General features: G+C 36.5%; 16 protein-coding genes. 6 read left to right on the top strand and 10 right to left on the bottom strand.

The window, feature by feature from the left end; translation table 11 throughout:
* Positions 1 to 566: 566 nt before the first annotated feature.
* The 3 genes from CXF64_RS13505 to CXF64_RS13495 form a co-directional block, all read right to left on the bottom strand.
* Entirely contained in the window at positions 567 to 3,713 is a 3,147-nt protein-coding gene (locus CXF64_RS13505; RefSeq protein WP_010552907.1) for a DEAD/DEAH box helicase, read from the bottom strand.
* 426 nt (positions 3,714 to 4,139) lie between these two features.
* Positions 4,140 to 5,102, bottom strand: a complete 963-nt coding sequence (locus CXF64_RS13500) for a transcriptional regulator (protein ID WP_101217266.1) — start codon at positions 5,100 to 5,102, stop codon at positions 4,140 to 4,142.
* A gap of 15 nt (positions 5,103 to 5,117) precedes the next feature.
* The gene (locus CXF64_RS13495; protein ID WP_101217265.1) at positions 5,118 to 6,356 is read right to left on the bottom strand and encodes an AAA family ATPase; all 1,239 of its coding nucleotides are present in this window, start codon (positions 6,354 to 6,356) and stop codon (positions 5,118 to 5,120) included.
* 773 nt (positions 6,357 to 7,129) lie between these two features.
* On the opposite strand from CXF64_RS13495, the gene CXF64_RS13490 reads away from it, so the two are divergent.
* The gene (locus tag CXF64_RS13490) at positions 7,130 to 8,344 is read left to right on the top strand and encodes a hypothetical protein (RefSeq protein WP_024591590.1); all 1,215 of its coding nucleotides are present in this window, start codon (positions 7,130 to 7,132) and stop codon (positions 8,342 to 8,344) included.
* Between the two features lie 69 nt (positions 8,345 to 8,413).
* Here the strand turns inward: CXF64_RS13490 and CXF64_RS13485 are convergent, their stop codons facing one another.
* Positions 8,414 to 9,289: a DNA replication terminus site-binding protein gene (locus CXF64_RS13485; protein ID WP_101217264.1), complete on the bottom strand. Its 876-nt coding sequence runs from the start codon at positions 9,287 to 9,289 to the stop codon at positions 8,414 to 8,416.
* A gap of 1,002 nt (positions 9,290 to 10,291) precedes the next feature.
* On the opposite strand from CXF64_RS13485, the gene CXF64_RS13480 reads away from it, so the two are divergent.
* The gene (locus CXF64_RS13480) at positions 10,292 to 11,641 is read left to right on the top strand and encodes a class II 3-deoxy-7-phosphoheptulonate synthase (protein WP_008167282.1); all 1,350 of its coding nucleotides are present in this window, start codon (positions 10,292 to 10,294) and stop codon (positions 11,639 to 11,641) included.
* Positions 11,642 to 11,701: 60 nt separating this feature from the next.
* Here the strand turns inward: CXF64_RS13480 and ppsR are convergent, their stop codons facing one another.
* On the bottom strand, positions 11,702 to 12,511 hold the full coding sequence (ppsR, locus tag CXF64_RS13475) for a posphoenolpyruvate synthetase regulatory kinase/phosphorylase PpsR (RefSeq protein WP_007583184.1): 810 nt from the start codon (positions 12,509 to 12,511) through the stop codon (positions 11,702 to 11,704).
* 157 nt (positions 12,512 to 12,668) lie between these two features.
* Between ppsR and ppsA the strand changes: the two genes are divergently transcribed.
* A complete protein-coding gene (gene ppsA / locus CXF64_RS13470) occupies positions 12,669 to 15,044 on the top strand; it encodes a phosphoenolpyruvate synthase (RefSeq protein ID WP_101217263.1) in 2,376 nt (791 codons plus the stop codon).
* Between the two features lie 690 nt (positions 15,045 to 15,734).
* On the top strand, positions 15,735 to 18,782 hold the full coding sequence (ydiJ, locus tag CXF64_RS13465) for a D-2-hydroxyglutarate dehydrogenase YdiJ (RefSeq protein ID WP_101217262.1): 3,048 nt from the start codon (positions 15,735 to 15,737) through the stop codon (positions 18,780 to 18,782).
* Between the two features lie 101 nt (positions 18,783 to 18,883).
* On the opposite strand, the gene CXF64_RS13460 is transcribed toward ydiJ, so the two are convergent.
* Positions 18,884 to 20,077 (bottom strand): cation:proton antiporter, encoded by a 1,194-nt coding sequence (locus tag CXF64_RS13460; protein WP_101217261.1) that lies wholly within the window; start codon positions 20,075 to 20,077, stop codon positions 18,884 to 18,886.
* Positions 20,077 to 21,288: a tyrosine-type recombinase/integrase gene (locus CXF64_RS13455; RefSeq protein ID WP_007583195.1), complete on the bottom strand. Its 1,212-nt coding sequence runs from the start codon at positions 21,286 to 21,288 to the stop codon at positions 20,077 to 20,079. Before CXF64_RS13455 ends, CXF64_RS13460 begins: the two co-directional genes overlap by 1 nt.
* A 149-nt stretch (positions 21,289 to 21,437) precedes the next feature.
* Here CXF64_RS13455 and CXF64_RS13450 point away from each other — a divergent pair, with 149 nt between their 5' ends.
* Entirely contained in the window at positions 21,438 to 22,001 is a 564-nt protein-coding gene (locus tag CXF64_RS13450) for a YSC84-related protein (protein WP_007583197.1), read from the top strand.
* A gap of 92 nt (positions 22,002 to 22,093) precedes the next feature.
* On the opposite strand, the gene CXF64_RS21110 is transcribed toward CXF64_RS13450, so the two are convergent.
* Positions 22,094 to 22,237, bottom strand: coding sequence for a DUF3693 domain-containing protein (locus CXF64_RS21110; protein ID WP_442960162.1), 144 nt, complete (start codon positions 22,235 to 22,237; stop codon positions 22,094 to 22,096).
* A 276-nt stretch (positions 22,238 to 22,513) separates the two neighbouring features.
* Here CXF64_RS21110 and CXF64_RS13445 point away from each other — a divergent pair, with 276 nt between their 5' ends.
* The gene (locus CXF64_RS13445; RefSeq protein ID WP_024594024.1) at positions 22,514 to 22,990 is read left to right on the top strand and encodes a hypothetical protein; all 477 of its coding nucleotides are present in this window, start codon (positions 22,514 to 22,516) and stop codon (positions 22,988 to 22,990) included.
* A 125-nt stretch (positions 22,991 to 23,115) separates the two neighbouring features.
* Here CXF64_RS13445 and CXF64_RS13440 read toward each other — a convergent pair whose 3' ends face one another.
* Positions 23,116 to 24,162, bottom strand: coding sequence for a patatin-like phospholipase family protein (locus CXF64_RS13440; protein ID WP_101217260.1), 1,047 nt, complete (start codon positions 24,160 to 24,162; stop codon positions 23,116 to 23,118).
* Between the two features lie 127 nt (positions 24,163 to 24,289).
* Positions 24,290 to 25,696 (bottom strand): alanine/glycine:cation symporter family protein, encoded by a 1,407-nt coding sequence (locus CXF64_RS13435; protein WP_101217259.1) that lies wholly within the window; start codon positions 25,694 to 25,696, stop codon positions 24,290 to 24,292.
* Positions 25,697 to 25,923 lie beyond the last annotated feature (227 nt).

The following is a 25,923-nucleotide window of genomic DNA, read 5'->3' as shown; positions in this document are numbered from 1 at the left end:
AATGCTAAATTTTGGACATAAAAAAAGCCAACTCAAAATGGGCTGGCTCAATCATTACTAAAATTAGTAACTAAATGGGGGGAATCAACATGAAAACTTGTATTAACTGCAATTAATCAACAAGCGTAATAATAGACGCCACTTTTTTAATTAAGTTCATAAAAAAGTAAAAACTTTTAAAATAAGTACTGCACACTAAATTTTGGACATAAAAAAAGCCAACTCAAAATGGGCTGGCTCAATCATTACTAAAATTAGTAACTAAATGGGGGGAATCAACATGAAAACTTGTATTAACTGCAATTAATCAACAAGCATAATAGTAGACGTCCGTTTTTTAATTAAGTTCATAAAAAAGTAAAAACTTTTAAAATAAGTGCCGAACGCTAAATTTTAGGCATAAAAAAAGCCAACTCAAAATGGGCTGGCTTAATCATTACTAAAATTAGTAACTAAATGGGGAATCAACATGATGCTTGTGCTAACTGCAATTAACCAACAAGCATAATAGTAGACGTCCGCTTTTTAATTAAGTTCATAAAAAGATCAAAACTTTTTAAATCAATTTAGTTTTTAATTAGCGATAACATTTGTTGTTCATCAAACTTTGTAAAGCTCATTGATTTATCAGTAAATAACGCATCTACAAGGGCTTGTTTATCTTGTTGCATTTTAAATACTTTTTGCTCTATTGAATTACTCATTATGAGCTTATACACAAATACAGGGTTAGTTTGGCCAATACGGTAAGCTCTATCAGTCGCTTGCTTTTCTACAGCAGGGTTCCACCATGGATCAAAGTGAATAACTGTATCGGCTTGTGTAAGGTTAAGGCCTGTACCGCCGGCTTTTAAGCTAATTAAAAACACAGATGTTTTACCACTGGTAAACTCGTCGATTACTTTATCTCGGTGGCGCGTTTGGCCCGTAAGCATACTAAAGTTAATGTTTATTTCTTCAAGGCGTTGGGCTATTAAATCAAGTGCCGATGTGAACTGACTAAATATAATAATTTTACGACCGAGACTTAACATAAGCGGTAAGTGTGTTGTTAACCATTCAAGCTTAGCTGAGCCTGCTTGAGTGTCTGGATCTATTAATTTAGGGTGGCAACAAATTTGCCTTAACTTTAAAAGTGCCTCTAAAAATGCAAGTTTACTTTTTTGTGCGCCTTGTTCGGCAAATAAGTCTATTAGCTTCTCTTCTAATGAACGTGTAATACCTTGATACATTTCTTTTTGCTTAGGCTCAAACTCAAACTCTTTAGTTAGCTCTGTTTTTTCAGGCAGCTCTTGCGCTACTTGTGCTTTAGTGCGGCGCATTATAAAAGGCATAATTAACGCTTTTAACTGCTCAGCTCTCTCCATATCAGCTTCACGCTCAATAGGCGTTTGAAAGTGCTGCTTAAAGTGGGCTTGAGACCCAAGTAACGATGGCATAGCAAAATCGAGTAACGATTTAAGCTCAAGTAAATTATTCTCGATTGGAGTACCACTTAAACAAAGTTTAAAGTCGGCATTTAAGCGTTTAACTAATCGCGAAACCTGTGCGGTATCGTTTTTAATGTATTGTGCTTCGTCGAGGATTATATTTTCAAAATATAATGGCGAATAATATGCAATATCACGCTTTAAAAGTGGATATGTAGTAAGTATACACTGCGCTTGCGCTAAGTGCTGTAAAGGATCGTTACGGTTTGAACCAAAAATAGTGGTGACTTTTAAGCTTTTAGCAAACTTAATAATTTCGTTTTTCCAGTTACTCACCAAACTAGTTGGACACACTATAAGTGTAGGGCCCGCTTGCGGGCGGTTAAATGTACTGGCTAAAAATGCAATAACTTGCAAGGTTTTACCCAGGCCCATGTCATCAGCTAAAATACCACCTAATTGGTGACGTTTTAAAAAGCTAAGCCAGTCAACACCTTGCTGTTGGTACTCACGAAGTGTTACTGAGTCATTTAAGCCATGTAATGAAACCTTAGTAATTGCTTTATCGGGACTATTTAGCTCTTGTAAGTATAGCTCTAATGAGTCGTCGTGAAGCTCTACGTTTATAGCAGTGTGCTTTACTAATTCAGGTAAATACGAAAGCGGAATATTAAATTCGTCTCGTGTTTTTACAAATTCAAAACGCTCTTTAAATTCATTTAATAAGTTAATTGCTGACTTATTAATAACCCCAAATTCACGACCAAGCGGATAGTAGTAAAATAGTTCACTTTGGCGATTTAATGACTGATATAGCGGGTCAGTATTAGTAAACAACAGCGATGCCTTAGCATCACATAGCAATACTTTGCAGTGCATTTGATGCCCTGCTGCGCGGTGTACATGTAAACTAACTTCACACTGCGGATTAGGACTCGTTACTTTACTTACACTTACTTGCCAACCGCGTTGCTTAAAGCCAGGGAATACTTCGTATATTAGCCAATGCAAATGGATTGAAGACTGCTTTGTAAATACCAGTTCACTTTGTAAACCCCCTTTACAAAATTCAAATCCTAAGTTAATTAGCTCGTTAGTTACAGTATTTTCAAATGCACTATTAATCGTACTTGCAGGTGCAGCACCTGCTAAATAGTTTTTATTTTTATACTTAAATAACAACGAAAGAGATAAACCTTGATCGCCCATAGTTACTTTTAAAACAGCATTACTAGAGATTTTAGGCAATGTTGGCTGTAAATTAGTAGGGTGGGGTATTACACCTGCACCAAAGTTATCGGCAAGCTGCTTGTATATTCTATCAAAGTTAGCGTCATGCAAAGCAGGCATAGTTTGTAAATGTGCTATTTCGTCTGCACTCAATGGGGTGCGAAGACGGCCCGCTTTTAAATGATCTAAATCGAGGTAAGTAGGTGGTGTTGTTTTTAATAAAGCCCAGTTTTGTGTTTGCTCAAGCTTAATAACTAATTGTGAGAGATCTTTATCTTGCTCCCAACTAAAACTTAATGCTTGGCCCGATTGCGCCTTAATTGGCACTCGAGAACGCTGGAAAAACAGGCGTTCTGTAGCTATCAACTGTTGTAAGGCACTAAAACCCCACTGGCCTTTTAGCTCAATACTTCCCACTGCATTTTGTGAGCGTATCCAACTAAATAATCTAAAATCACTTTCGAGTAAGTCACTCGGCGTTACAAAACTATTTAACTGCTGCTCAGTCAGGTTTCGACCTAGCGTGTAATTCTTTTTAGTCTCAACATTCGCTATTTTAGGTGTTAAGAATACTTTGTTATTTTCAATATCTAATACAAATAATAATACTTGCGATGGCGTGTTTTGATCACCACTTTTAAGTGCGCTTAATTCGCTAAACCAGTCATTAATAAAATAATCTTCGCCATATTCACCAGAGTGCTCTATTTTGAGCTTAAATAAAATAGCAGCTAAGTGTCGGCATTTAGTTTTTGCATTACACGTACAATGCGTATCAACAGAATAGCCAGTTGGTACTTTACTGATCTCAATACGTTGGTTAAACGATGATCCATTATCCACTTGTACAGTAGAGTCGACTACAGAAAAATTAGGGGTGTGTTCTAGCCAAGTGATTTGACCTTTCTTGTAATATTCTTTGCCTTTATCTAAAACATTTTCACGGAAAAGTTTTTTAATAAAGCGTTCAGACAGAGGAAACTGGGTAGCCTGCTCATTTTTAATTTCTTCAAAAATAGCCATTAAATCATTTTTTGATAAGTTAGCAGACATGTCACTCTAAGCATTAAATTTTAAAAATAATCCTGCCAGTATATGCCTTATGTGCTCTGAGCTAAAGCACTATTAACAAGATATAAACTGGTTGGAGCTGATAACTTAGTAAAAAATCGGTTTGTAAGTAAAAATAAGCATCCAATTTTACAAAATAATATTTAAAACAACTGCAATGGTAGAAGTTACATATAGTTAGAAACATAAAAGTAGGCATTACAGATCACGATTTTACTAACAATAATAATAAATGAAGGAATGTAGCTAAAAAGAGGATATTAGTTAGTAAAAAAGTGATCTTGAAGAAGGAATATGATTATTTAAAGAGGAAATAGGCTAGTAAAGATCAGATTTTTACTAACAAAACAATCTGCCAGATCACTATTTAACTAAGTAAATATGCCTGACAGATCATTATTTAACTAACTAATTAAAGGCACTTAATAACTTAGTTAATTGCTCTAAGCGCTTGTCTGTCATCACTTTATTATCAATTTTGATAGAGACATCACCGCTTTTTAAATTGCGTTGTACCGATATAAAGTTATTTTCTAGTACAGCTTCGCGCTTAACAGCTACTTGTGGCTCAGCAGTTAGGCATTTGGTGATCGCCATTGCACGCTTGTCGTCGCTTGTAATCGCATTTAACTCATCATCACTAGCAAGGGCACTAACAAGTTGATTAAACGCCTCTTCGTCTCGCTCCTTTGCGCTAACAAGCTTTTTAGCGACTTCGCGACCTACGTGATTAGCAGTAGGGTAAAGCGCAATGACATCAGCAGGAATTTGCTCATAAGCTTTAATGGCATCTGCAATTGCAGTATGCGATACACCTTCTATCGCGGCAATCTCTCTGTAAGATCCTTTTTTACCTTGCTCAATAAGCTCATTTTTAGTTTGTTGGTAAGCTTGGCCAAGCTCCCATAAACTAGGAGCAATGTATTGATCTGAAGATACAGCTAAAATTTTTGCATCTTGATCAGTAAAATCGCTTGAACTAAGTACTAAATAATCTGCGTTACCTAAAATACAGGCCATACGACGACGTGAACCTGCCAGAACTAAACTTTTGTCACCTTGATCCCAAAGTAGCGCAGGATGTTGATTTCGGCCATCTTCACGAATTGCAGGAAGAATGTCTGATACTGACTTTTCGTTTAGAAGTGCCTGTACACGACGATTTTTGCCATATACACCAGTGGTAGATTCAATATCAGCATGTGCGATCACTTTACAAACAAGCGTAATTTGACGAGCAGGGTCGCTCGGTGCAGGCATTCTAATTACATCGCCAGCATTCGCTTGTTCTAGTAATGCATCAAGACTACTGCTGCCTACAGCAGTTGCAAATGGATCTAAGCGGGTGTCATTTTTACGTTTTTTAGCCATTTTTATTTAACATCCTTACTTAGGTGTATTGAGTGTTGATTGAGTTGACTGCCAATTTGAACGAATAAGCATTTCTAGCTCATCGACCACATCTTTAATATTTTCTTGAGCGCGCATCAATGACTCGCGACTTGCTAAGCTGTCTGATGCTTTTTGATCAAAAATAGTGTTGAAAGACGATGAACTAGCCGTAATCGCGGAGCTGTGATTGATTGGGTAGCTCATTACTTGGCGGCCAAATGCACTACGAACATCTTTAACGATATCGCGCTGTGAGTGATTACCTTTCACATAGTTGGTCACTAAAAATTGCATAAAGTCCCAGCCCTCATGGCCAAGTGCTGCAACTGTATGGTAAATCTCACCTAGTCGTTTTAAATATTTGTTATTAGCATCAAAATCTACAGCTTCTGGATGAACAGGAATAAGCATCGCAGTAGAGGCCATTAATGCATTATAAAACATAAAGTTAAGGGTAGGTGCGGTGTCAATTAAGATAATATCAAACTCGTCTTTAACGGGGTCAATTACTTTCTCAAGTAACTTGTGGTAATGGCGAGTTTGCTCATAATTTGAGGTATCTTTGAGCAATGTTGCCGTTTCGTGCTCAAAGTAAAAGTCATCCATACCCGATGGTAATACACGAATATTTGGGATATGCGTTGGTAAAAATGAGTTAGACACAAATTCAGGCCATGTTTCACCCTCGTCTAAATCTATGCAATCACGCATTAAATCACCAACAGTAATCGGGTCGTGCTCACTTGAAGGAAAAAAGCTTGAAGAAGAGCCTTGTGGGTCTAAATCTATAATACCAATGCGATAACGTTTAATATTTGTAGTTGCAAGCGCTGCCGCTATATTAACCATACTGGTAGTTTTACCGCAGCCGCCTTTGAGAGAATTAATTACAATAACTTGCAGTTTGTCATCACCAGTACGATGGTCTGGTTTAATGTCCATAATATCGGCCATAGCAAAAATATTTACTAATGTGTAAGCATAGTGACCGTTAGCACCGCGTTTTATGTTTAAATCATCGAAGTCGCCATTATCATGACGTCTTTTTAAAGTACGATTATTACAACCTAATAAATCAGCAGCTGCTTTTTGTGTATACGTTCTTAATTCTTTTTCTTCTGATTTAAGATGGGCACGGTAGTGCTGAATACGTCCTTGTAATGATTTTTCAGCAACTTCAGCTGTGGCTTTCAAAAGCCGATAGGTACTTAATGCGTTATTGTTGATAGACATACTTTCTTCCTCAAAGTTAGGCAGTTAGTATAATGTCCATTCAAATAGCTGTAAACAACTATTTAAGACGACATGCATTTTAAAAACAAGACATCTAAAAATATTTTTACACCTTTAATATTGCTTAGTATAAATAAAGAAGTTTAAAGGTGGTTAAATATATAAGGTAATAAAGGTTAAGGGTGTAAAATCAGCACATAACATTATGATTTATATGAATAATGTTTAAAAAAGCAGATCAGGTTTATACTTGGTTAAGATCAGATCTTTATCTACCTGCGGATCAGCTTTTTACTAAGGTCTATTTTAAATATAGAGTTATGCACAGGTTACGCATGAAGTTATGAACAAAAAGAGCCCTGCAGATCAGTTTTTTACTAAGTAAATTATAAAGTTATGCACTAGTCGCAACATCAAAATACGCTTTTAATTAGTATAGATCTGATCTGTACTTGGTACAGATCAGATCTATTCTAACTCGATAAGGCTTTATCCACAGGGGAATATATTTTTTGGTGTATTTGTCGTGCTTAATTTTAAAATTAAGCCATTGTAATGGACAAAATAACAGCTGAGTTAGTAAAAATTAGATTTGTGATAGTCCACTTAGTATAAATATGATCTGAAATCGTAAGTAATGTACATCACTTAGTATAATAGTGATCCAAACGTTTTATTTAAAGTCAGATCACTTTTATACTAACTTAAACATTTAACTTTTGTTGCTTAATGTGTTGTTATTAGCTGTCGCAATAAAAATGGAAATAAGAACAATGAGCCGAAAGGTCAACATCTCGGTAGATAACTTGCCCGATACACTTAGGGGCCAAATCCACGGGGTGGAAAGTGCAATAGATAACGAAAGTTTAGCACTATTTACAGACAACAAAGACGTGCGAATTTCTATTGAAAACGCAGCACATGGATTACGTGCATATTCAAACACGTTTAATCACTATGATTTGTGGGGACGCTTTGTTCGCTCGGGCTATAAAAAATTGCCACTTGAAGAAGCGCCTAAAAAAACAATTATTACGCGTAAAATATCTGAAAAAGTAGATGGTATTTTGTACGATGGCGAAATAAAAATAACGCCAGCTGTTGTAAGTACACGCAAAGATGGCGAAGATGTTGAATACCTTGTTTGGCCATCAGATAGAGAAGAAAAAGTAGAGCGAGCACTTATTCGTTTAGCTTCTAAAGGCAAAATAGTTAAAATTAATTTTAAATCCGGTATTCAATACGCGGTTGTTTTTTCTATGAACGAATTAGCACAAGAACTCAAAGCGGTAGGGCAGTCAATGCCATATCCTGCAATAAAAGAGTCACTTGAAGCATTGCAAGGTTCTAAACTTTCATTTAAATATTCGGCAACAGATACTAAAAATTCTGATATAGATGATTCGTTTTACGAGTCAAACATGAACTTTTTATCGTCACTGCATTTTAGTGGCAAAAAAGGTCAGGGTGGCAATGTAAAATGTGTTGCCTGTTTAAATGCATTTGTTCATAACATGATTGATAACCTTGAATACAAAGGGTATTACTTTAATAGCGCTCAAGAATTAAAACGTGGATTATCGCGTTGGATGATGCTTCGTTTGTATCACCTTTGGCGTTATGCAGCACCAGGTAAAACGTACCATTTTAGATTACTTTCTATTATGGAAAAATACGGATCTATTTATTCAACTGATGATATTACCGAAAATAAATTAAAAGCACTTCGTCGTGATATGACCACCACAATGAAAGATTTGATTGAAAAAGGTGCAATATCAGAATACAGCATTACAAACGTTAAAGATGACAAAACCGGTAACATTATCGATTACACATACGAAATGCACCCGTCTGATCAGTTTTGCGATGAAATACTTACATTGAACAAACACAATAAACGCATTGAAATCCAAGGCGGTAAACGCATTGTTGAAAATGCCGTGCTGATTGATGAAGATAAAATTGAAGAAATAGTAGAAAAATAATAACCGTTATTTTAAATACTGTACGCATAACTAAAAAGGCCACACTATGTGGCCTTTTTAACATAATGACTACCGCTCAACCTGTTCTAAATATAACCTATCAACCAAAAAATCATACTCGCGCTTACGAGGGTGAGTTTCGGGTTTTTGATAATCAGGTAATATACCTAATTTTACGTCTGGTTCTGGATTAATCAGAATAAAGGGTAATGCAGCACTCACATGATAGCGATTTTGCGCTGTGTATCTCACATTTACCTGTGGACTCACTCGAGTAGGGCGGCGAATTCTAAGTTTTTCCTTTTCGCCTAAACTAGCAACCCGTAATTGTTCTTGAGCTACAAGTGATTGCCATTTTTGTTGATCTATCATTCTTGGATTTCGATAACTGGCCGATTTGTCGAGCATTTCGAGAGCCATTTTTTTAGTCAGCGTTTTAGTTGCGTGTTTGTGCATCCAAGTAAACCTAACCGAAAATGGCGATTCGCTTTCACTATGAATTTTACGATATGCGGCAAGCGTTATTAAATTTGGTATAGCATTGTGAACTGCTTCAAATCGAGCATCGTTGCTATCAATAGCTAAAATACATTCTTTAAACGTAGCTTTAGCTTTATTTACTTGAGCTATACGATTATTTAAAGCTTGTTTATCTGCATTTTTAATAACGAGCAAACCAGGGTGCCTTTTTAAAACACGACTGCTTAATCCTGATTTTTTATACATGTCTGAAAAAGAGTTTAGGATTGCTTTTTGAGCAGGTACTCCAGTGATTTTAGAAACAAGTATAGATTCTGGAACTTTACTCTCATCGAAACTACTTACATCTGGTAATTGATAATATTCCGCTTTGGAGAATTCACACTCTTTTAGTTCTTCAATCAACCTCAAAGTTAATTCGTTCATTAAATCAAACTGACTTCTAATTTGTACCTTAGTTACCATTACACACCTCAAAGAACACATCTTACTAGCCTTATATTATTACATGCACTTAGCTTTGTCTAAATAAATAACAAATAGTACTCGGAGCTTATAGTAACATAATAATTAAAATAAGTATGATGTGTTCTTTAAGGTGAGAATATATAAATGAAGAAAGATTGAAACTCCTTACTAATTCATATGACATTGGAGTATTTACTTTGTCGTATATAAAAAGACTAATACGCCAAGTGCTAGATTATCTAAGTAGTAGGTGGTAAAACTAAGTTTAGAAAAATGAATTAAGCGGAGTTATATAATTTCATATATTTATCTAACCGTCTTAGCATTCATTATTATTTATAATTACTGACTCATATTACACCGTGTTGGCAGTATGGTGACAGGCTAAAGGTTACAATGACTACAAATGCTTTTTGATATCAGTTCCTCTTTAAAGGTACTTCTAGCAGTAGGGGCTTTAATCATGATGAATTGTAAATTAGCACTATCACTTTGAAGAGAAAACTTAATGGCCTACCACGCCTTTAAGTTGTGGCACTTGTGAATATAGTTCTGCATACGAGTGCTATACAAGACTATGCGTCTAGGATTTAAAGCGCAGATAAATGATTACCACAAACGCTCATATCATACATTAAGCTCTGCACATAGCACTTGATAGCTTTTAATTAATTGCCCGCGTAAAGTTAAGATTACAGAAGCAGCTATTTAAGTATGATGTGTTCCTATCTAAATTACGTATAACATACCCTTATGTACTATTTATTCTCAATGCGTTAAAATTGTAAATAGTTAGCTCTAAACTCATGTATTTAAACACTTTAGTTTCTTCGAAATAAAACTAAAGTGTATGTTATATAACCACCTAGGTTAAGTAAGATTACTATTATACTTAACTCATAACTAAATAATTGGAAAATAGTGAATTTAGTCCTTGAACATAGGGGCCTGCATACGTTAATTTCTTCTTATCAGGTAATGTAGGAATGAGGAAAAATTATGCAATCGTGGAACCCAAATAGCTGGAGAGAGCTGCCAATACTGCAGCAGCCACAGTACCCGGATCAAGAAATACTTAAATCAGTAGAAAGCCAATTAAAAACGGCACCACCTTTAGTTTTTGCTGAAGAAACAAGAAGCCTATTCAAACAACTTGAAGATGTGTGCGAAGGGCGTGCTTTTTTACTTCAAGGTGGTGACTGTGCAGAATCATTTAGCGATTTTAATGCCGCTAACATTCGCGATACATTCAAAACAATCTTACAGATGGCTGTTGTATTAACTTACGGCGGTAAATGCCCTGTAGTTAAAATAGCGCGCATGGCTGGTCAATACGCTAAACCTCGTTCAGCAGACTTAGAAACAATTAATGGCGTGTCTTTACCATCTTACCGTGGCGACATTATTAATAATATCGAGTTTACAGAAGAAGCACGTATACCCGATCCACAACGCTTAATGACTGCATACCATCATAGTGCCGCTACGTTAAACTTATTACGTGCTTTTGCACAAGGTGGTCTTGCCGATCTTCACCAGGTAAACCGTTGGAACATGGGCTTTGTTGCTGCAAATCCACTTAAAGAAAAATACCAACAACTTGCTGATAAAATTCAAGACGCACTAGAGTTTATGGAAGTGTGCGGAATTAACTCTACAATTGCGCCAAGCTTAAAAGAAACCGATTTATACACTTCTCATGAAGCGTTACTACTTGGTTATGAAGAGGCGCTTACTCGTCGCGACCACTTATCTGGTGATTGGTACGATTGTTCTGCTCACTTTGTTTGGATTGGTGAACGTACTCGTCAACTAGACCATGCACATATTGAGTTTTTCAAAGGCATTAAAAACCCAATTGGTGTTAAAGTTGGCCCTGGTATGGACCCAGATGACCTAATTCGTTTAATTGATGCATTAAACCCAGATAACATTCCTGGTCGTTTAACGCTAATTACGCGTATGGGTGCAGATATACTTCCTGAAAAACTTCCAGCACTAGTAAGAAGAGTTCAACAAGAAGGCCGTAAAGTAATTTGGAGCTCAGATCCAATGCACGGTAACACTGAAAAAGCGACATCAGGTTACAAAACACGTAACTTCGACAATATTATGCGCGAGATCAGTCAGTTCTTCGCTGTACACAAAGCTGAAGGTTCATACGCAGGTGGTGTTCACCTAGAAATGACAGGCCAGCACGTTACAGAGTGTACTGGCGGTGCTTACGGTTTATCTGACGATGACCTAGCACAGCGTTACAAAACGCAGTGTGATCCACGCCTTAATGCCGACCAAGTATTAGAGTTAGGCTTTTTAGTAGCTGATTTACTAAAAGACGCACGTAAATAATATTTATTGATACAAAAAAAACCGCTTAGTTGCGGTTTTTTTATTTCTTTGATGAGTAAGTTAGTACTTACGTCGCTCCAAGTCTGTTTCTATCAATATTTTTGCAGATATTTCTTCAACAGAATGATGCGTAGAATTAAAGTAAGCAATTTTATGACGCTTATACAACATTTCCACTTCGCGAACCTCAATACGACACTGTTTAATTGAAGCATACTTAGAGTTCGCCATACGTCGATGCCTAATAGCCGCAAGTCTCTCAGGGTCAATCGTAAGTCCAAATAACTTATGTTTATAAGGGACTAAACACTTAGGCAAACCTTCATTGTCTAAATCTTCTTCTGTAATAGGGTAGTTAGCCGCTTTAATGCCGTACTGCAGTGCTAAGTATAAGCTTGTGGGTGTTTTACCACTTCTACTAACGCCAATTAAAATGATGTCTGCTTCAGAAAAGTTTTTAATATTTCCGCCATCATCATTCATAAGAGCATAATTAACGGCATCAATTCTAAAATCATAACTTTTTTCGTGGATAGAATGCGTACGATGCATTTTAGGAACTGGGGCTACATTAAGTTCTTTTTCTATTTTTTCGCTATATGTAGTTAAAAAGTCATACGTGACTGCATCAGCCGATTTTATAATTTCACTTAAATTGTGATTAACAAAAGTAAAAAAAACAAATGGCTTTTCGCCTGTTTTTGCAGCGGTTGCATTAATTAATGCTTTAATTTCGTGCGCTTTTTCTTCAGTTTCTACAAATGGAATTGTTTTATGATTAAAATCGATAGGAAACAACGACAAAGTCGCATGCCCAAACACCTCTGAAGTAATAGCGGTTCCATCTGATATATAAAAAGCAGTTCTCATAATTAACCTTTTTATTGCGTTTAAATCCCTAAAATGGGTTTCTCACGGTTTACGTGAGGACTATTGCCAGTGTAGAATGATGATGACCTTTATAAAAGGTTTTCTTTCTTAACTCTCACAGTTAGACCTACAATTTGTTTTTTTTGGAGAAAGATCCGTGCAAGAATACGTTCTCTGGTATCAAGAGCTTGGTATGCAAGATGTTCCTCGAGTTGGCGGTAAAAACGCTTCACTTGGCGAAATGATTTCAAACCTAGCAAACGCTGGTGTACAAGTACCGGGTGGTTTCGCAACTACCGCAGATGCTTTTAATGAGTTTTTAGATCAATCAGGACTCACAGCAAAAATTCACAACATCCTAGATACACTCGATGTTGATGATGTAAATACACTCGCTAAAGTCGGTGCCGACATCCGCCAATGGATAATCGACACACCATTCCAACCAAACCTAGATCAAGCCATTCGCGACGCATATAGCCAACTTCATGGCGATACTGCAGCAGATGTATCATTCGCAGTACGTTCATCAGCTACCGCTGAAGATATGCCAGATGCATCATTCGCAGGCCAGCAAGAAACTTTCCTTAACGTTGTTGGTATCGATTCAGTCATGGTCGCTATTAAACACGTATTTGCTTCATTATTTAACGACCGTGCAATCTCGTATCGTGTTCACCAAGGTTACGATCACCGTGGTGTGGCCCTATCAGCGGGTATTCAGCGCATGGTACGTTCAGATAAATCAGCATCTGGCGTAATGTTTAGCATTGATACAGAGTCTGGTTTTGAAGACGTTGTATTTATTACATCAAGCTACGGCTTAGGTGAAATGGTTGTACAGGGCGCAGTTAACCCTGATGAGTTTTATGTTCATAAACCAACACTCCTTAAAAATAAACCTTCAGTAGTACGTCGTAACATTGGTTCTAAAGCCATTCAAATGATTTACTCAGAAGATAAAGCACACGGTAAGCAAGTAGACATCGTTGATGTTGCCCCTGAGCTTTCAAATAAATTTTCGATTACAGATGAAGAAGTGCAAGAACTTGCCAAGCAAGCTGTAATCATCGAAAAGCATTACGGTCGTCCTATGGACATCGAATGGGCAAAAGACGGTAACGACGGCAAACTATATATAGTTCAAGCACGTCCAGAAACTGTACGCTCAAACGAAGACTCTAACGTAATGGAACGCTTTCAATTAAATGGTACAAGCAACGTTGTTGTTGAAGGCCGTGCAATTGGTCATAAAATTGGTAGCGGTGTTGTTCGTGTTCTTGATTCAATTAAAGAAATGGATCAGGTACAAGTAGGCGACATTTTAGTAACCGATATGACCGACCCTGATTGGGAACCAATCATGAAACGTGCTGCAGCGATTGTTACAAATCGTGGTGGACGTACGTGTCACGCGGCAATAATTGCACGCGAACTTGGTATTCCAGCAGTTGTAGGGTGTGGTAACGCAACTTATTTAATTAAAGCGGGACAAGAAGTCACTGTATCGTGCGCCGAAGGCGATACCGGCTTTATTTACGAAGGTATTTTAGATTTTGAAATACTAACGTCACGCGTTGATAAAATGCCAGAACTTCCAATGAAAGTTATGATGAACGTGGGTAACCCCGATCGTGCATTTGACTTTGCACGCTTACCGCATGCAGGTGTTGGTCTTGCGCGAGTTGAATTTATAATCAACCGTATGATTGGCGTTCATCCTAAAGCGTTATTAAATTTTGATGCTCAAACAGATGCATTAAAAGCAGAAATTACTGACATGATTGCCGGTTACGAATCACCAGTAGAGTTTTACATAACAAAACTGGTTGAAGGTATTTCTACTCTAGGGTGTGCATTTGCACCAGAGCGTGTAATTGTTCGTATGTCTGATTTTAAATCTAACGAATACGCAAACCTAGTTGGCGGTCAGCAATACGAGCCGGAAGAAGAAAACCCAATGATTGGTTTTCGTGGTGCCGCACGTTATATCTCTGAAGACTTCCGCGATTGTTTTGCACTAGAATGTGAAGCTATAAAACGCGTAAGAAATGACATGGATATGGCTAACATAGAAATCATGATCCCATTCGTACGTACCCTTGAAGAAGGCAAACGCGTAATTGAATTACTAGAAGAACATGGCCTTAAACGCGGCGATAATGGTCTTAAAGTAATCATGATGTGTGAGCTACCTTCAAATGCATTACTTGCAGATGAATTTTTAGAAATGTTTGATGGTTTTTCTATCGGCTCTAACGATTTAACACAGTTAACGCTTGGTCTTGACCGTGATTCTGGTTTAATCGCACATTTATTTGATGAGCGTGACCCTGCAATTAAAAAGCTACTTTCTATGGCAATTAAAACAGCTAAAGCAAAAGGAAAGTACGTAGGTATTTGTGGCCAAGGTCCTTCAGATCACGAAGACTTTGCAGCATGGTTAGTAGAGCAGGGTATTGACTCTGTTTCACTAAATCCAGATACAGTAATAGAAACATGGTTATACCTAGCTAAAAAATTAGCAAAGTGATAAATATGTAGGCTATAAAAATGCCAGCAATGTATTGCTGGCATTTTTTTATGCTCAATTAAAAGTAAATTAACGGGCTAATTTTTTATCTAAATAAGCACATGATTTAGTTAACGTCTTTTGACAAAGTGATAAATAATGTCGCGCTTTAGGGTAGTAAAACGAAAAGCATAATAAACCCGCCATAAAAAATATAAGTGAAGGCTAAGGGCGTGTTGATCTTTGTGGATTGAAATTTGTTCAATCTAGGGGCGATTTAATCGCGGCGCGAGGTTTGTAACCTAGTGGGCTAAGTAAAAACCGAGCAACAAAGAGTTAATCGTCCTTAGAAAGAACCCATTGGGCAGCGCATGTTTGGTATTTATGCTGCGTTATCGCCTATTTATGGGGAGTAACCACACTACATAGGCTCTGCCTTGCCTAAAAACCAAACATACTGCTGCAAATTCAACAACCAAAGGTCAACACGCCCTAGCTACAACCGCAAAAAATAATCCTAGCAAAATAAATAACACGCCACTGATCTGTAATAGTAATTTTTTCATATAATACACCTTATTACTTGTTAACTTGAGTATAATTTAAGCTGCATTAAAATCGACTAAAAGAGTGTTACAAACTGTAAAATCTTCAATTTCTATTCGCCATCACCATGATATAATTAGTCAAATGCCCTAAAATATCGCCGTCATGATAGCAACAATTACACAGCAAGATGCCGCGACAGAACTTGTCGCAAACTACCTAAATACCATTGCAAACCAAGGTTTTACCGGAGACACCGACGCAAGTTATGCAACGCGTATTACCGCTTCAACCGATAACAGTGTGTATCAGCAAATACCGCAAGGTGTTATTTTTCCAAAAAGTGAAAAAGATATTCAGCTCGCATTGCAAACAGCATCTCGCGACCCGTTTTTATCATTAACTTTTGGTCCTCGTGGCGGTGGAACAGGCACTAACGGACAATCGTTAACACCTGGTATTATTGTAGATTTGTCTCGCTATATGCGCGAAATCCTCGAAATAAATGTAGAAGAAGGCTGGGTACGCGTTCAAACCGGCGTAATAAAAGATCAACTTAATGACTTTTTAAAACCTTATGGTTTTTTCTTCTCACCTGATTTATCTACCAGTAACAGGGCAACTATTGGTGGCATGATAAGTACTGACGCATCGGGGCAAGGCTCGTTAGTTTACGGTAAAACGAGCGATCATGTTTTAGGGCTAACAACGTATTTAGTTGATGGCACACCTATGTGTACCTCCCCAATAGACATCGACAAAGCACAAATTATAGCTAATCAAGACTCATTAATTGGCAGTTTATATAAAACAGTTTTAGATATTTCAATTAATGAACGCGCTGCTATTTTAGCTAAGTTTCCACGGTTAAATCGTTTTTTAACCGGCTACGACCTAGAGCATGTGATAAGTGATGACTTACTTACCTTTGACATGAGCCGACTAATAACGGGTTCAGAAGGCTCATTAGGTATAGTAACTGAAGCAAAATTAAACCTAACGCCTATTGCTGAATTTAAAACGCTTATTAATATTAAGTATGATAGTTTTGACTCAGCACTTCGTCATTCACCATTTTTAGTCGATGCACGTGCAACATCGGTAGAAACCGTTGATAGTAAAGTTTTAAACTTAGCGCGTGAAGATATCATTTGGAATTTAGTATCGGACTTAATAACCGACGTACCAAATAAAGATATGCAAGGCCTTAACATGGTCGAGTTTAATGCAGTATCAAACGATGATATAAAAGACAAAGTAGACACGCTTTGTAAGCTTCTAGATGAATGTGTAATAAATCAAACTAATGGCGTTATTGGTTATCAGTTAACCAGTGATAAAAGCGATATACTAAAAATTTACGCAATGCGTAAAAAGTCAGTGGGTTTATTAGGTAATGTAAAAGGCAGCCAAAAACCGCTCGCCTTTGCAGAAGACACCGCTGTACCACCTGAAAATTTAGCTGATTATATTGTCGAATTTAGAGCATTACTCGACAGCCACAATTTACAGTATGGTATGTTTGGTCATGTTGATGCGGGCGTTTTACACGTACGCCCAGCACTTGATATGTGTGACCCAGAACAAGAAAAACTACTGCGAACTATTTCAGATCAGGTCGTAAAACTAACCGCTAAGTATGGTGGTTTAATGTGGGGCGAACACGGTAAAGGTTACCGAAGTGAATATAGCCCTGAGTTTTTTGGTGAGCATTTATATACACAACTTCGTAAAATAAAAACAGCATTCGATCCTAACAACCGAATTAACCCCGGTAAAATATGCACTCCTATTGATAGTGAAGACTCACTAGTTAGTGTGGATGGACAAAAGAGATCGCACTTCGATAAGCAAATATCAATAGAAGTTAAAACTAGTTTTAACAATGCAATGACCTGTAATGGTAATGGCATATGCTTTAATTACGATGAAAATTCACCTATGTGCCCATCGTATAAAGTAACTGGCGATCGCCGTAATTCACCAAAAGGACGTGCAAGTTTAATGCGCGAATGGCTTCGTCTGCAAGAGTCAAAAAATGTAGATTTGCTCGAAGTAGAAAAACAGCTTAATAAAGGTGAAGTGATTACCTGGTGGGAACGTTTTGTTCATAGCCGCGAAAAACGAAAAGGTCTTTACGACTTTTCTCACGAAGTAAAAGCGTCAATGGATGAATGTTTAGCGTGTAAGGCATGTACAACTGCCTGCCCAATAAAAGTAGATGTTCCTACTTTTCGTTCACGCTTTTTAAATTATTATCATAGTTATTATGCGCGCCCGTTAAAAGATTACCTTGTTGGCAATATAGAAAATAGCGCGCCATTAATGGCAAAATTTGCAAAAATTATAAACCCAATTGTTAAAACATCATTAGTCAATAATGTTATTAAAAAAACCGTTGGCTATGTTGATACACCACAGTTAAGTATTCCAGCACTTTCAAAGCGTGTTACTAAAACAAAAAAATTCGATTTTGATTTACTAAATAGATTAAATGCAGAGCAACAAAGTGAATATGTATTAATAGTACAAGACCCATTTACGAGCTTTTACGAAGCAGAACTAGTAGAAAGTTTTATTACTTTAATAACCCAGCTTGGTAAAAAACCAATGCTATTACCTTTTAAACCAAATGGTAAACCGCAACACGTAAAAGGTTTTTTGCATGAATTTAAAGTTACAGCTAAAAATGCAGCCGAGTTTTTAAATAAATTAAATGATATAAATGCGCCGTTAGTCGGTTTAGATGCCTCACTCGTTATGTGTTATCGCGATGAATATAATACAATTTTAGAAAATAACCGTGGTGAATTTAATGTTCAGCTTGCACATGAATGGTTAGAGTCGCAATCATTCAAAGGGTTAACTGCCAAACAAAATACAGACACCGAATTTACATTACTAAGTCACTGTACTGAAACAACTGCACTGCCAAAAGCGGCAAATGTATGGCAAACAATTTTTAATGATATTGGTTTAACATTAAAAACAACAAATACAGGTTGCTGTGGAATGGCGGGGACTTATGGACACGAAGCACAAAATCAAGATAACTCACGTGCACTTTACGAAATGAGTTGGAAACCAATTGTTGATAAAAATAAACCAGAGCAACTTTTATCTACAGGATTTTCTTGTCGTAGCCAAGTTAAACGTTTTGAACAATTTAAACCAAAACACCCAATTGAATTACTAGCACAGGTTCTTAAATAACTTTATAAAATACAAAAAGGCGCAACGATTAACTTCATCAGTAATGAAATAACCGTTACGCCTTTTTTAATACGTATTCTTAATTTACCTAGTTTAAATAATTATTTTTTGGCAAAACTATCTGCAATAGGTTTAGTACTAATACCGTGTATAAATACACTAAACAAAATAGTCGTCATTGCTATTGTCGCTATTTGATATTTTTTTTCTATTTGCGTATCAATCACCATCAATGTAAAAACAATTGATGCTAATCCTCTTGGTCCAAACCACGCAAATGTAAAACGCTCTTTAATACTCAATGCCGTAAACTGCAGAGACAGCATAACTGGAATTATTCTAATCAATGTTGTACTTAACAAAGCGTAAATTATAATTTCAGTATTTAATTTAGGAATAACTAAGTAAGCACAAACAAACCCGAACAAGCACCAAATCATTAACGATGTGAAATCTGCTATGTGCTCTGAGTCTTCAATTAATTCTGTTCTAACTTCTTCGGTCGAAAATTTATCAAATAATAAGCCTGCAATAAACACCGCAATAAAACCACTGCCATGAAAATACTGAGTAACAGAAAACACAGCCATTGCAAAACCGAGTAATAAAAATGGACTGGTATTTTGTGCAAAGTAATGACGTTTCATTGCAAAGTTTAAACTCGGTATAAAAACAACAATACTTGTAATAGCTATTAATAAAGCCAAGCCAAGCTCTCGGCCAAACACACTTAATGTTTGTGTTGCAGTAATAGCTGAATCAGGATTTTTAGCGAGTAATATAAATATTAAAAATATAGGTACGCATAATCCATCGTTCAAACCACTTTCAGTATTTATTCCTTCGCGTATTTTTTCAGGTACTTGTGTACTTGCTAATAGCCCTTTACTTAAAGCTGCATCGGTAGGCGTTAAAATAATAGCGAGCAAAGCCGCTTGAATAAGTGAAAGCTCAGCAAAGAAAAATAAAGCAACAGCAATACCGAGTAATAAAGTTAAGGGTAGGGCAACAAACAACAGTAAACTAGGATACTGAAAACTATGCCTTAATACACTTAGCTTTGATTTAGCTGCATCAGAAAATAAAAATATACTTAGCGTAAGCTCTATAAATGGTAATAAAAGATCAACGCCTTCTTTTATTTTATGCCCTTCGTTGGGTAGCATTGAAGCTAAACATATTCCGCCAACAACAAAAAACATTGGGCCTGTTACTTCTGTTTTTTCTAACTGGCGAAGTGTTAAAGAATAAATTAAAAATAATCCGCCTATAAATGCTATTACTAAATACTCCATTAAATTTTCCTTTTAAGTCCTGACTTTGCTCGCTCTTTAATATTTGTTTGAATATAAATTTGATCGGTAGTCGCAATTTTAGAATGACCTAAATCTTCTGACAAATGTTTAAGCGGTCTGGTTTGCGCATCATGTGTGGCACCAGTATGGCGAAGCCAATGCGCAGTTGCAGCGCCAAGTTGTTCAGCATCATCTTTAAAACCATCATCAAGTAATGATTGCTGTGCATAATCAAAACTTTGTTGAACTAAACGCCTAATTTGCCTTACGGTCATACCACCTTGCCCGCGAATTTTATGAACCAAGGGATCTGATTCATCAACACGGGGAAGGGCAGGTAAACCTCTGTATAGTCTATAACGTTTTAAATATTCAACAAAATCATCGCTTAAGGTTACATCTCGTAATTTATTACCTTTGCCCATAATACGTAAAAACCAGAAACCATCATTATCTTGCCAAAAATGAGACATCACCGGCGACCACTGTGGGCGCTCAGATAATTCTGAGATTCGTAAATAAAGACCTTTTAAGCAGGCAAGCGTAAATAAGTTTCGCTCTAAATCAGGGTTATGTTCGCATAAATCACGCGTTACACCAAAAACGTATTCCCATTGAATATCGCTTAATGTGTCTGGAATTTGAATTTGTGATTGAACAACTAAGTACGGACTATTTTTTTTAACAACAGGGACAAAGTTAGCAAATGTTTTTTCTTCTAGTAAGGCAAACTTATAAAACACATTTAATGCTGTAAACATAGACGATAAAGTTTGCTGACTAGCAATGGATTCTTTAAGCATAAAAGGGCGCCAGTTTTGGTTTAATCGACGAATTCCTTGTTCATCTTTATAACGCCATTGCACTGAAGTTGCAGCCCATGCTTTATCGGGTTCAACCATAAAATCAACGTAAGCTTCAATATCTTCACGTTTTAAATCGAATACTGATTTTTCTGCGATTAACCACGACCATAAATAAAAGCGTTCAAGCTCATTTCGAAAACGACTATAAGTGGCTTCTGATTTTCGGCCATAAACATATAAAAACTGATACAAGAATGTCAGATCGGCTTTTGATTCAGTTACAGTCAAGCCAATTTCCTGTATAAAGGATGCAAGTTCTGGGTATTCTGAATTGAGAGTACCGTCATCTAGATGGGCAATTTGATATCTTAATTGTTTTAACGTATCAACCAAAGCAACAAGCATAATGTATAAATATTCAATTAAATAATAGACTTACAGAATAACGTTAAAGTCCGATACTGTCTAGTATTGGACATAGTAAAGCTCTAATTATTTTAATACCGTGATTATTCTATGGTTGTTGGTTGCTATATCTTATTAAGGAAAACATTATGAAAAAACTAATTATACTAAGTGTACTTGCTTTAACTGTTGCGTTAACTGGGTGTGCTACTACAGGTAGTGCATCGCCAAGCGAAAAACGTTCACTTGTACAAAGTATGAAAGCAAACACATTAGATAAATTATACGCTGAAAAACCTGATGTTAAAAAACAAATTGCTAACTCTGCTGGTTATGCTGTATTCGATAACGCGAATGTAAATGTAGTGCTTGCTAGCTTTGGCGGTGGTTACGGTGTTGTTAGAAATAATCTTACAGGTAAATCGACTTACATGAATATGGGCGAAGCCGGTTTAGGACTTGGCTTAGGCGTTAAAGATTTTAACGTTGTAATGGTTTTTCATAACCAAGCTGCATTAAACAGATTTATTGAACATGGTTGGGCATTTGGCGGAAACGCTGATGCAGCAGCAAAATATGAAGATAAAGGCGGTGCATTGGTTGCCGAAGCGATTGCAGATCAAGTTACTGTATATTCTGTAACCGAAAATGGCCTTGCACTACAAGCTGTATTAAAGGGAACTAAGTTTTGGGTTGATTCAGAGCTTAATTAACCACCAAATTACTCTCCTAAAAGCGAGCTGGTTTGTATAATCACGCTCGCTTTATTAAAACCCATTCAATTTAACATAACGTAATTTATGGGCTATCTCTTATACCGCAAATGCGGGGTCACTACTGGACCAGTTAGACACGCAGCTGCAACAATGCCCGCAATACATGCAGCGCTAATCTTTTTTACAATATCCGACCATATTTTACTTTCTTCTTTAGTTTTTGATTTCTCAATTGCTAAGTTTAATAAAGCTTCTTTTTTGTCAGTTCTAACAATATTATCCCGAAAAATATATTGATCACTTCAACTTCTGTTGTCGACCTAAAAGGCAGTAAATAAAAAAGTTATACCCGGCAGTAAAGTAAAAATATTAATAAAATGGGATTCTGCGATTTTCTTATTTACTTCAATGTATTTAAAGTATAATAAAAACTTGTATTTATATCATTCAAAAAATTAAGTTTCGATATAATCAAAATAATTTATATATGAATAAATAAAGGATTAATAATGGATAAAAGTAAAAGAATTAGACTACTCAAATTTTTCGGCGAAAGAGATGTTCTTGCTTCAATTAAATTTTGGTTTATTGTTTTTTTATTATTTATTGTTCATTTTATATTTATGATTTTATCATCTAATATTAATTACATAGGCTCATTTGGTGCAGTCCTTACAGTATTCGGACTACTAGCCTCATTTACACATTCTTTATATCCAAACTTTAACGAAGACCTTAAAGAACCGTTTCAAAACTTTAATGGTCTATATGTACTGACATATCATGCTCATACATCATTTGCTATAGATAGATCACTTACTCAACTCCCTATTAGCAAAAATGAAGCGACTGCTTTAAATACACAATATAACGATATAATAATTAATAAGTATACGTCTTTAATCAATACTTATATTCTTACGATCATTGGTACTTTTATCTGGGCTTATGCAGGATACTTTGAATTCATTCCTATAAGCTGGTAAATGCTTTTTCCTTTTTACATTTACATTTACATTTACATTTACATTTACATTTACATTTACATACAATAATTATATAACCTTCTCTAAAACTAAATAATTTTTTAGTCTTTAATATAGATGATAGATTACGGATACTGTTTAATATCAAAATTAAAGTTATTTAATTTCTCGTCAAATGCCTTAGCCAATTTCTCAGTTTCACTAAAAACAGTATTCCAATATTTAATACGTGTATCTGCATCAAGATCGGTAAAGTCGTTTCTGTCTGGGATTTTCCCATACGGTAAGTTTGCTACAAATTCTTTTGATGGGGTTATCATCACTACGTTATCGTAATTAAGTGGTGATACTTTACGTTTTAAATTTTTATCGAACCACCCTGCTTTTGGCTCTGAATTAAAATGCGGATATAAAATTAAGCCTGGGTTATTAATTTTTAAATCAAAGTGGTAATCGATAATTCCGCCGTCGCGATACATACCCAGCGGCGAGCCTGCAATATTTTTTATGCCTTGCATAACAAGTGGTATTGAACCCGATGCAAGTAATGCATCTTTTAAATTATTTTGAGTAAGCAAAATGTTTTGCGTTTTAAAATTATAGCTATCGGTTATTGATAAATTGCTGTTTGGTGCGCCAAAAATAAAACGCTCATACTGCGAGCCTAATAATTTTCGGTTAACGCGGTTTAACATATAACTTTTTGATAAACCCAGTAGTTGTATTAATTTATTTTCGCTGGCAATAAAGCCATTCGATTTTGCTACTATAAAGTGCGCTTTAAATATTGGGTTATTAATAATTTCGGTTACGCCGTTATCGCCAAAAACATCTTCAAGTAATGTGCGCGCTTTTATTGTTATTTCATTTGGTGTTGGTTTATTACTTGAGTACCTAGTTTGCGAATACGATTTTGCTAATCGCTCAATGGCAGCAACGGGATCGTTTTGTGCAAAACACGCAGAGCGAAAAGCGCCGGCAGATGACCCAATTAAATTAAGTGGTTGGGTACGGTTTTTAAAAAATTCACCAAAAATATATTTATCTAAGCCGAATAATGTAAACCACTTTGGCCCACCACTTGCGCCTAAAAAAGAAGTGAAAAGTTCAGGTTTAAAGCCCTGTTCGTTAATAATTTTAGCCGCTGTTTTCCCTGCGTGAATCTCGATCATCTAAAAAATTGTGCCTTTATTTTGGTTGCTTCAGTTTTTTTTATAACACTGAGAGTGAATATTTATGCAAAATAGAAAGCGACTTTATGTTGCCATAAAACCGCTTTTTATAGTTAAGTGTGCTGAATTAATCCCAAATGCCGTCTTCGCATTTGCCCTGTACTTTTACATCTTTTACTTTAAATTCGGGCTCTAAACCTTTGTCTCTTTGTGAGTGGTAATCGCTCGTAACAGACAAAATAGTCGGCGTTAACAGTATAATAGCGATAACGTTAACCACTGTCATTAACCCTAAGGCAATATCGGCTAAATCCCAGACTTCTTTTAATGTGGCCGACGCGCCCCACAACATCATTGATAAATAAAGCAAAGTGTAAATGCCGCGCCCTACTTTGTTGTCGAGTTTAAATAAGTGCAAGTTACTCTCTGCATAGGCGTAGTTTGCCACCACCGATGTAAAAGCAAATAAGGTAATAGCAGCTGCGACAAAATAAACACCACCTTGTGCTAAATGAGCGGTCATCGCGCTTTGTGTTAAACGAATGCCTTCCATTTCACCGCTTATGTCTATATCGGCTAATAAAATGATCACAGCGGTACAGCTACACAGTACTATTGTATCGAAAAATACGCCTAGCATTTGTATGTAACCTTGCGTTACTGGATGATTAGGAATTGGGCTGGCACTTGCTGAAGCATGCGGCACACTACCTGCACCGGCCTCATTAGAATATAAACCACGTTGAATACCGTTTTTAATAGCTGCACCCATTGCACCAGCCCCAGCTTCTTGTAAACCAAACGCCGATAAAAATATATCTTTAAGCATGGCGGGTACTTGCGTGAAATTTATAATCGTAATAATAACGGCGGCAAGTACAAACATAATGCCCATTATTGGCACAACACGCTCTGCAAATCGGGCAATTGCTTTAAAGCCACCGAGTATAATTGAGCCTGCTAGTACGGTAATAACCAGACCTGAATAAAATGTAGGAACTTCAAACGCGTAGTTAAGTGCGTCGGTAATTGTGTTCGTTTGCATTGCGCTAAACGTAAAGCCGTAACCTAAAAATAAACACGCGGCAAACACAATTGCAAACGCCCGGCTACCCAAACCTTGTTGAATATAATACGCAGGGCCGCCTCTAAATTCGCCGCCACTATCGCGCACTTTATATACTTGCCCAAGTACGCTTTCAGCAAAGCCTGTAGCCATACCCAATATGGCTATTACCCACATCCAAAATATAGCGCCGCTTCCACCAAGTGAAATTGCCACTGCCACACCGGCTAAATTACCGGTACCTACTCGTGCGCAAAGCCCTGTACACAACGCTTGGAATGATGAAATGTCGTCTTTTTTACATTTGCTACTGCCTTTTAAAAGGCTAAACATATGTTTAAATTTAAGTATTTGAATTGCTTTTAGTCGTACCGAAAACCATATACCTGTAAACAAAAGTATATAAATAAGTACCTGACTTTCTCCCCATAAAAGGTTGTTTACACTTTTGACGACGGTATCGAACATTACTAATCCCTTTTTATTTTATACTTTTACTTTATGTTAGCACCGACTTTAAACTCTGCATGTAACGCTACTTAACTTAAAAAACCCGGCAGCTCATTATGCATTAAACATAATAGTGTTTAAGTTTGGCTTTACCCGATAGTTAAGTGTGTATTGGTGTTTAATAATCTGTAAGTAAGTACATTTAACACTGAATTTTATTTCTATAAATGTGAATAATAAATCAC

This window comes from Pseudoalteromonas sp. GutCa3 (genome assembly GCF_002836155.1).
In the GTDB taxonomy this organism is placed as follows: Bacteria; Pseudomonadota; Gammaproteobacteria; order Enterobacterales; family Alteromonadaceae; genus Pseudoalteromonas; species Pseudoalteromonas arctica.
The sequence above is the reverse complement of the archived record's forward strand: the minus strand, read 5'-3'. Positions and strand labels throughout refer to the sequence as shown.

Bases quoted from the DNA above. Each gene is read 5' to 3' on its own strand.
- CXF64_RS13505 (WP_010552907.1), bottom strand. From the start codon at position 3,713: ATGTCTGCTAACTTATCAAAAAATGATTTAATGGCTATTTTTGAAGAA.
- CXF64_RS13500 (WP_101217266.1), bottom strand. From the start codon at position 5,102: ATGGCTAAAAAACGTAAAAATGACACCCGCTTAGATCCATTTGCAACT.
- CXF64_RS13495 (WP_101217265.1), bottom strand. From the start codon at position 6,356: ATGTCTATCAACAATAACGCATTAAGTACCTATCGGCTTTTGAAAGCC.
- CXF64_RS13490 (WP_024591590.1), top strand. From the start codon at position 7,130: ATGAGCCGAAAGGTCAACATCTCGGTAGATAACTTGCCCGATACACTT.
- CXF64_RS13485 (WP_101217264.1), bottom strand. From the start codon at position 9,289: ATGGTAACTAAGGTACAAATTAGAAGTCAGTTTGATTTAATGAACGAA.
- CXF64_RS13480 (WP_008167282.1), top strand. From the start codon at position 10,292: ATGCAATCGTGGAACCCAAATAGCTGGAGAGAGCTGCCAATACTGCAG.
- ppsR (WP_007583184.1), bottom strand. From the start codon at position 12,511: ATGAGAACTGCTTTTTATATATCAGATGGAACCGCTATTACTTCAGAG.
- ydiJ (WP_101217262.1), top strand. From the start codon at position 15,735: ATGATAGCAACAATTACACAGCAAGATGCCGCGACAGAACTTGTCGCA.
- CXF64_RS13460 (WP_101217261.1), bottom strand. From the start codon at position 20,077: ATGGAGTATTTAGTAATAGCATTTATAGGCGGATTATTTTTAATTTAT.
- CXF64_RS13455 (WP_007583195.1), bottom strand. From the start codon at position 21,288: ATGCTTGTTGCTTTGGTTGATACGTTAAAACAATTAAGATATCAAATT.
- CXF64_RS13450 (WP_007583197.1), top strand. From the start codon at position 21,438: ATGAAAAAACTAATTATACTAAGTGTACTTGCTTTAACTGTTGCGTTA.
- CXF64_RS13445 (WP_024594024.1), top strand. From the start codon at position 22,514: ATGGATAAAAGTAAAAGAATTAGACTACTCAAATTTTTCGGCGAAAGA.
- CXF64_RS13440 (WP_101217260.1), bottom strand. From the start codon at position 24,162: ATGATCGAGATTCACGCAGGGAAAACAGCGGCTAAAATTATTAACGAA.
- CXF64_RS13435 (WP_101217259.1), bottom strand. From the start codon at position 25,696: ATGTTCGATACCGTCGTCAAAAGTGTAAACAACCTTTTATGGGGAGAA.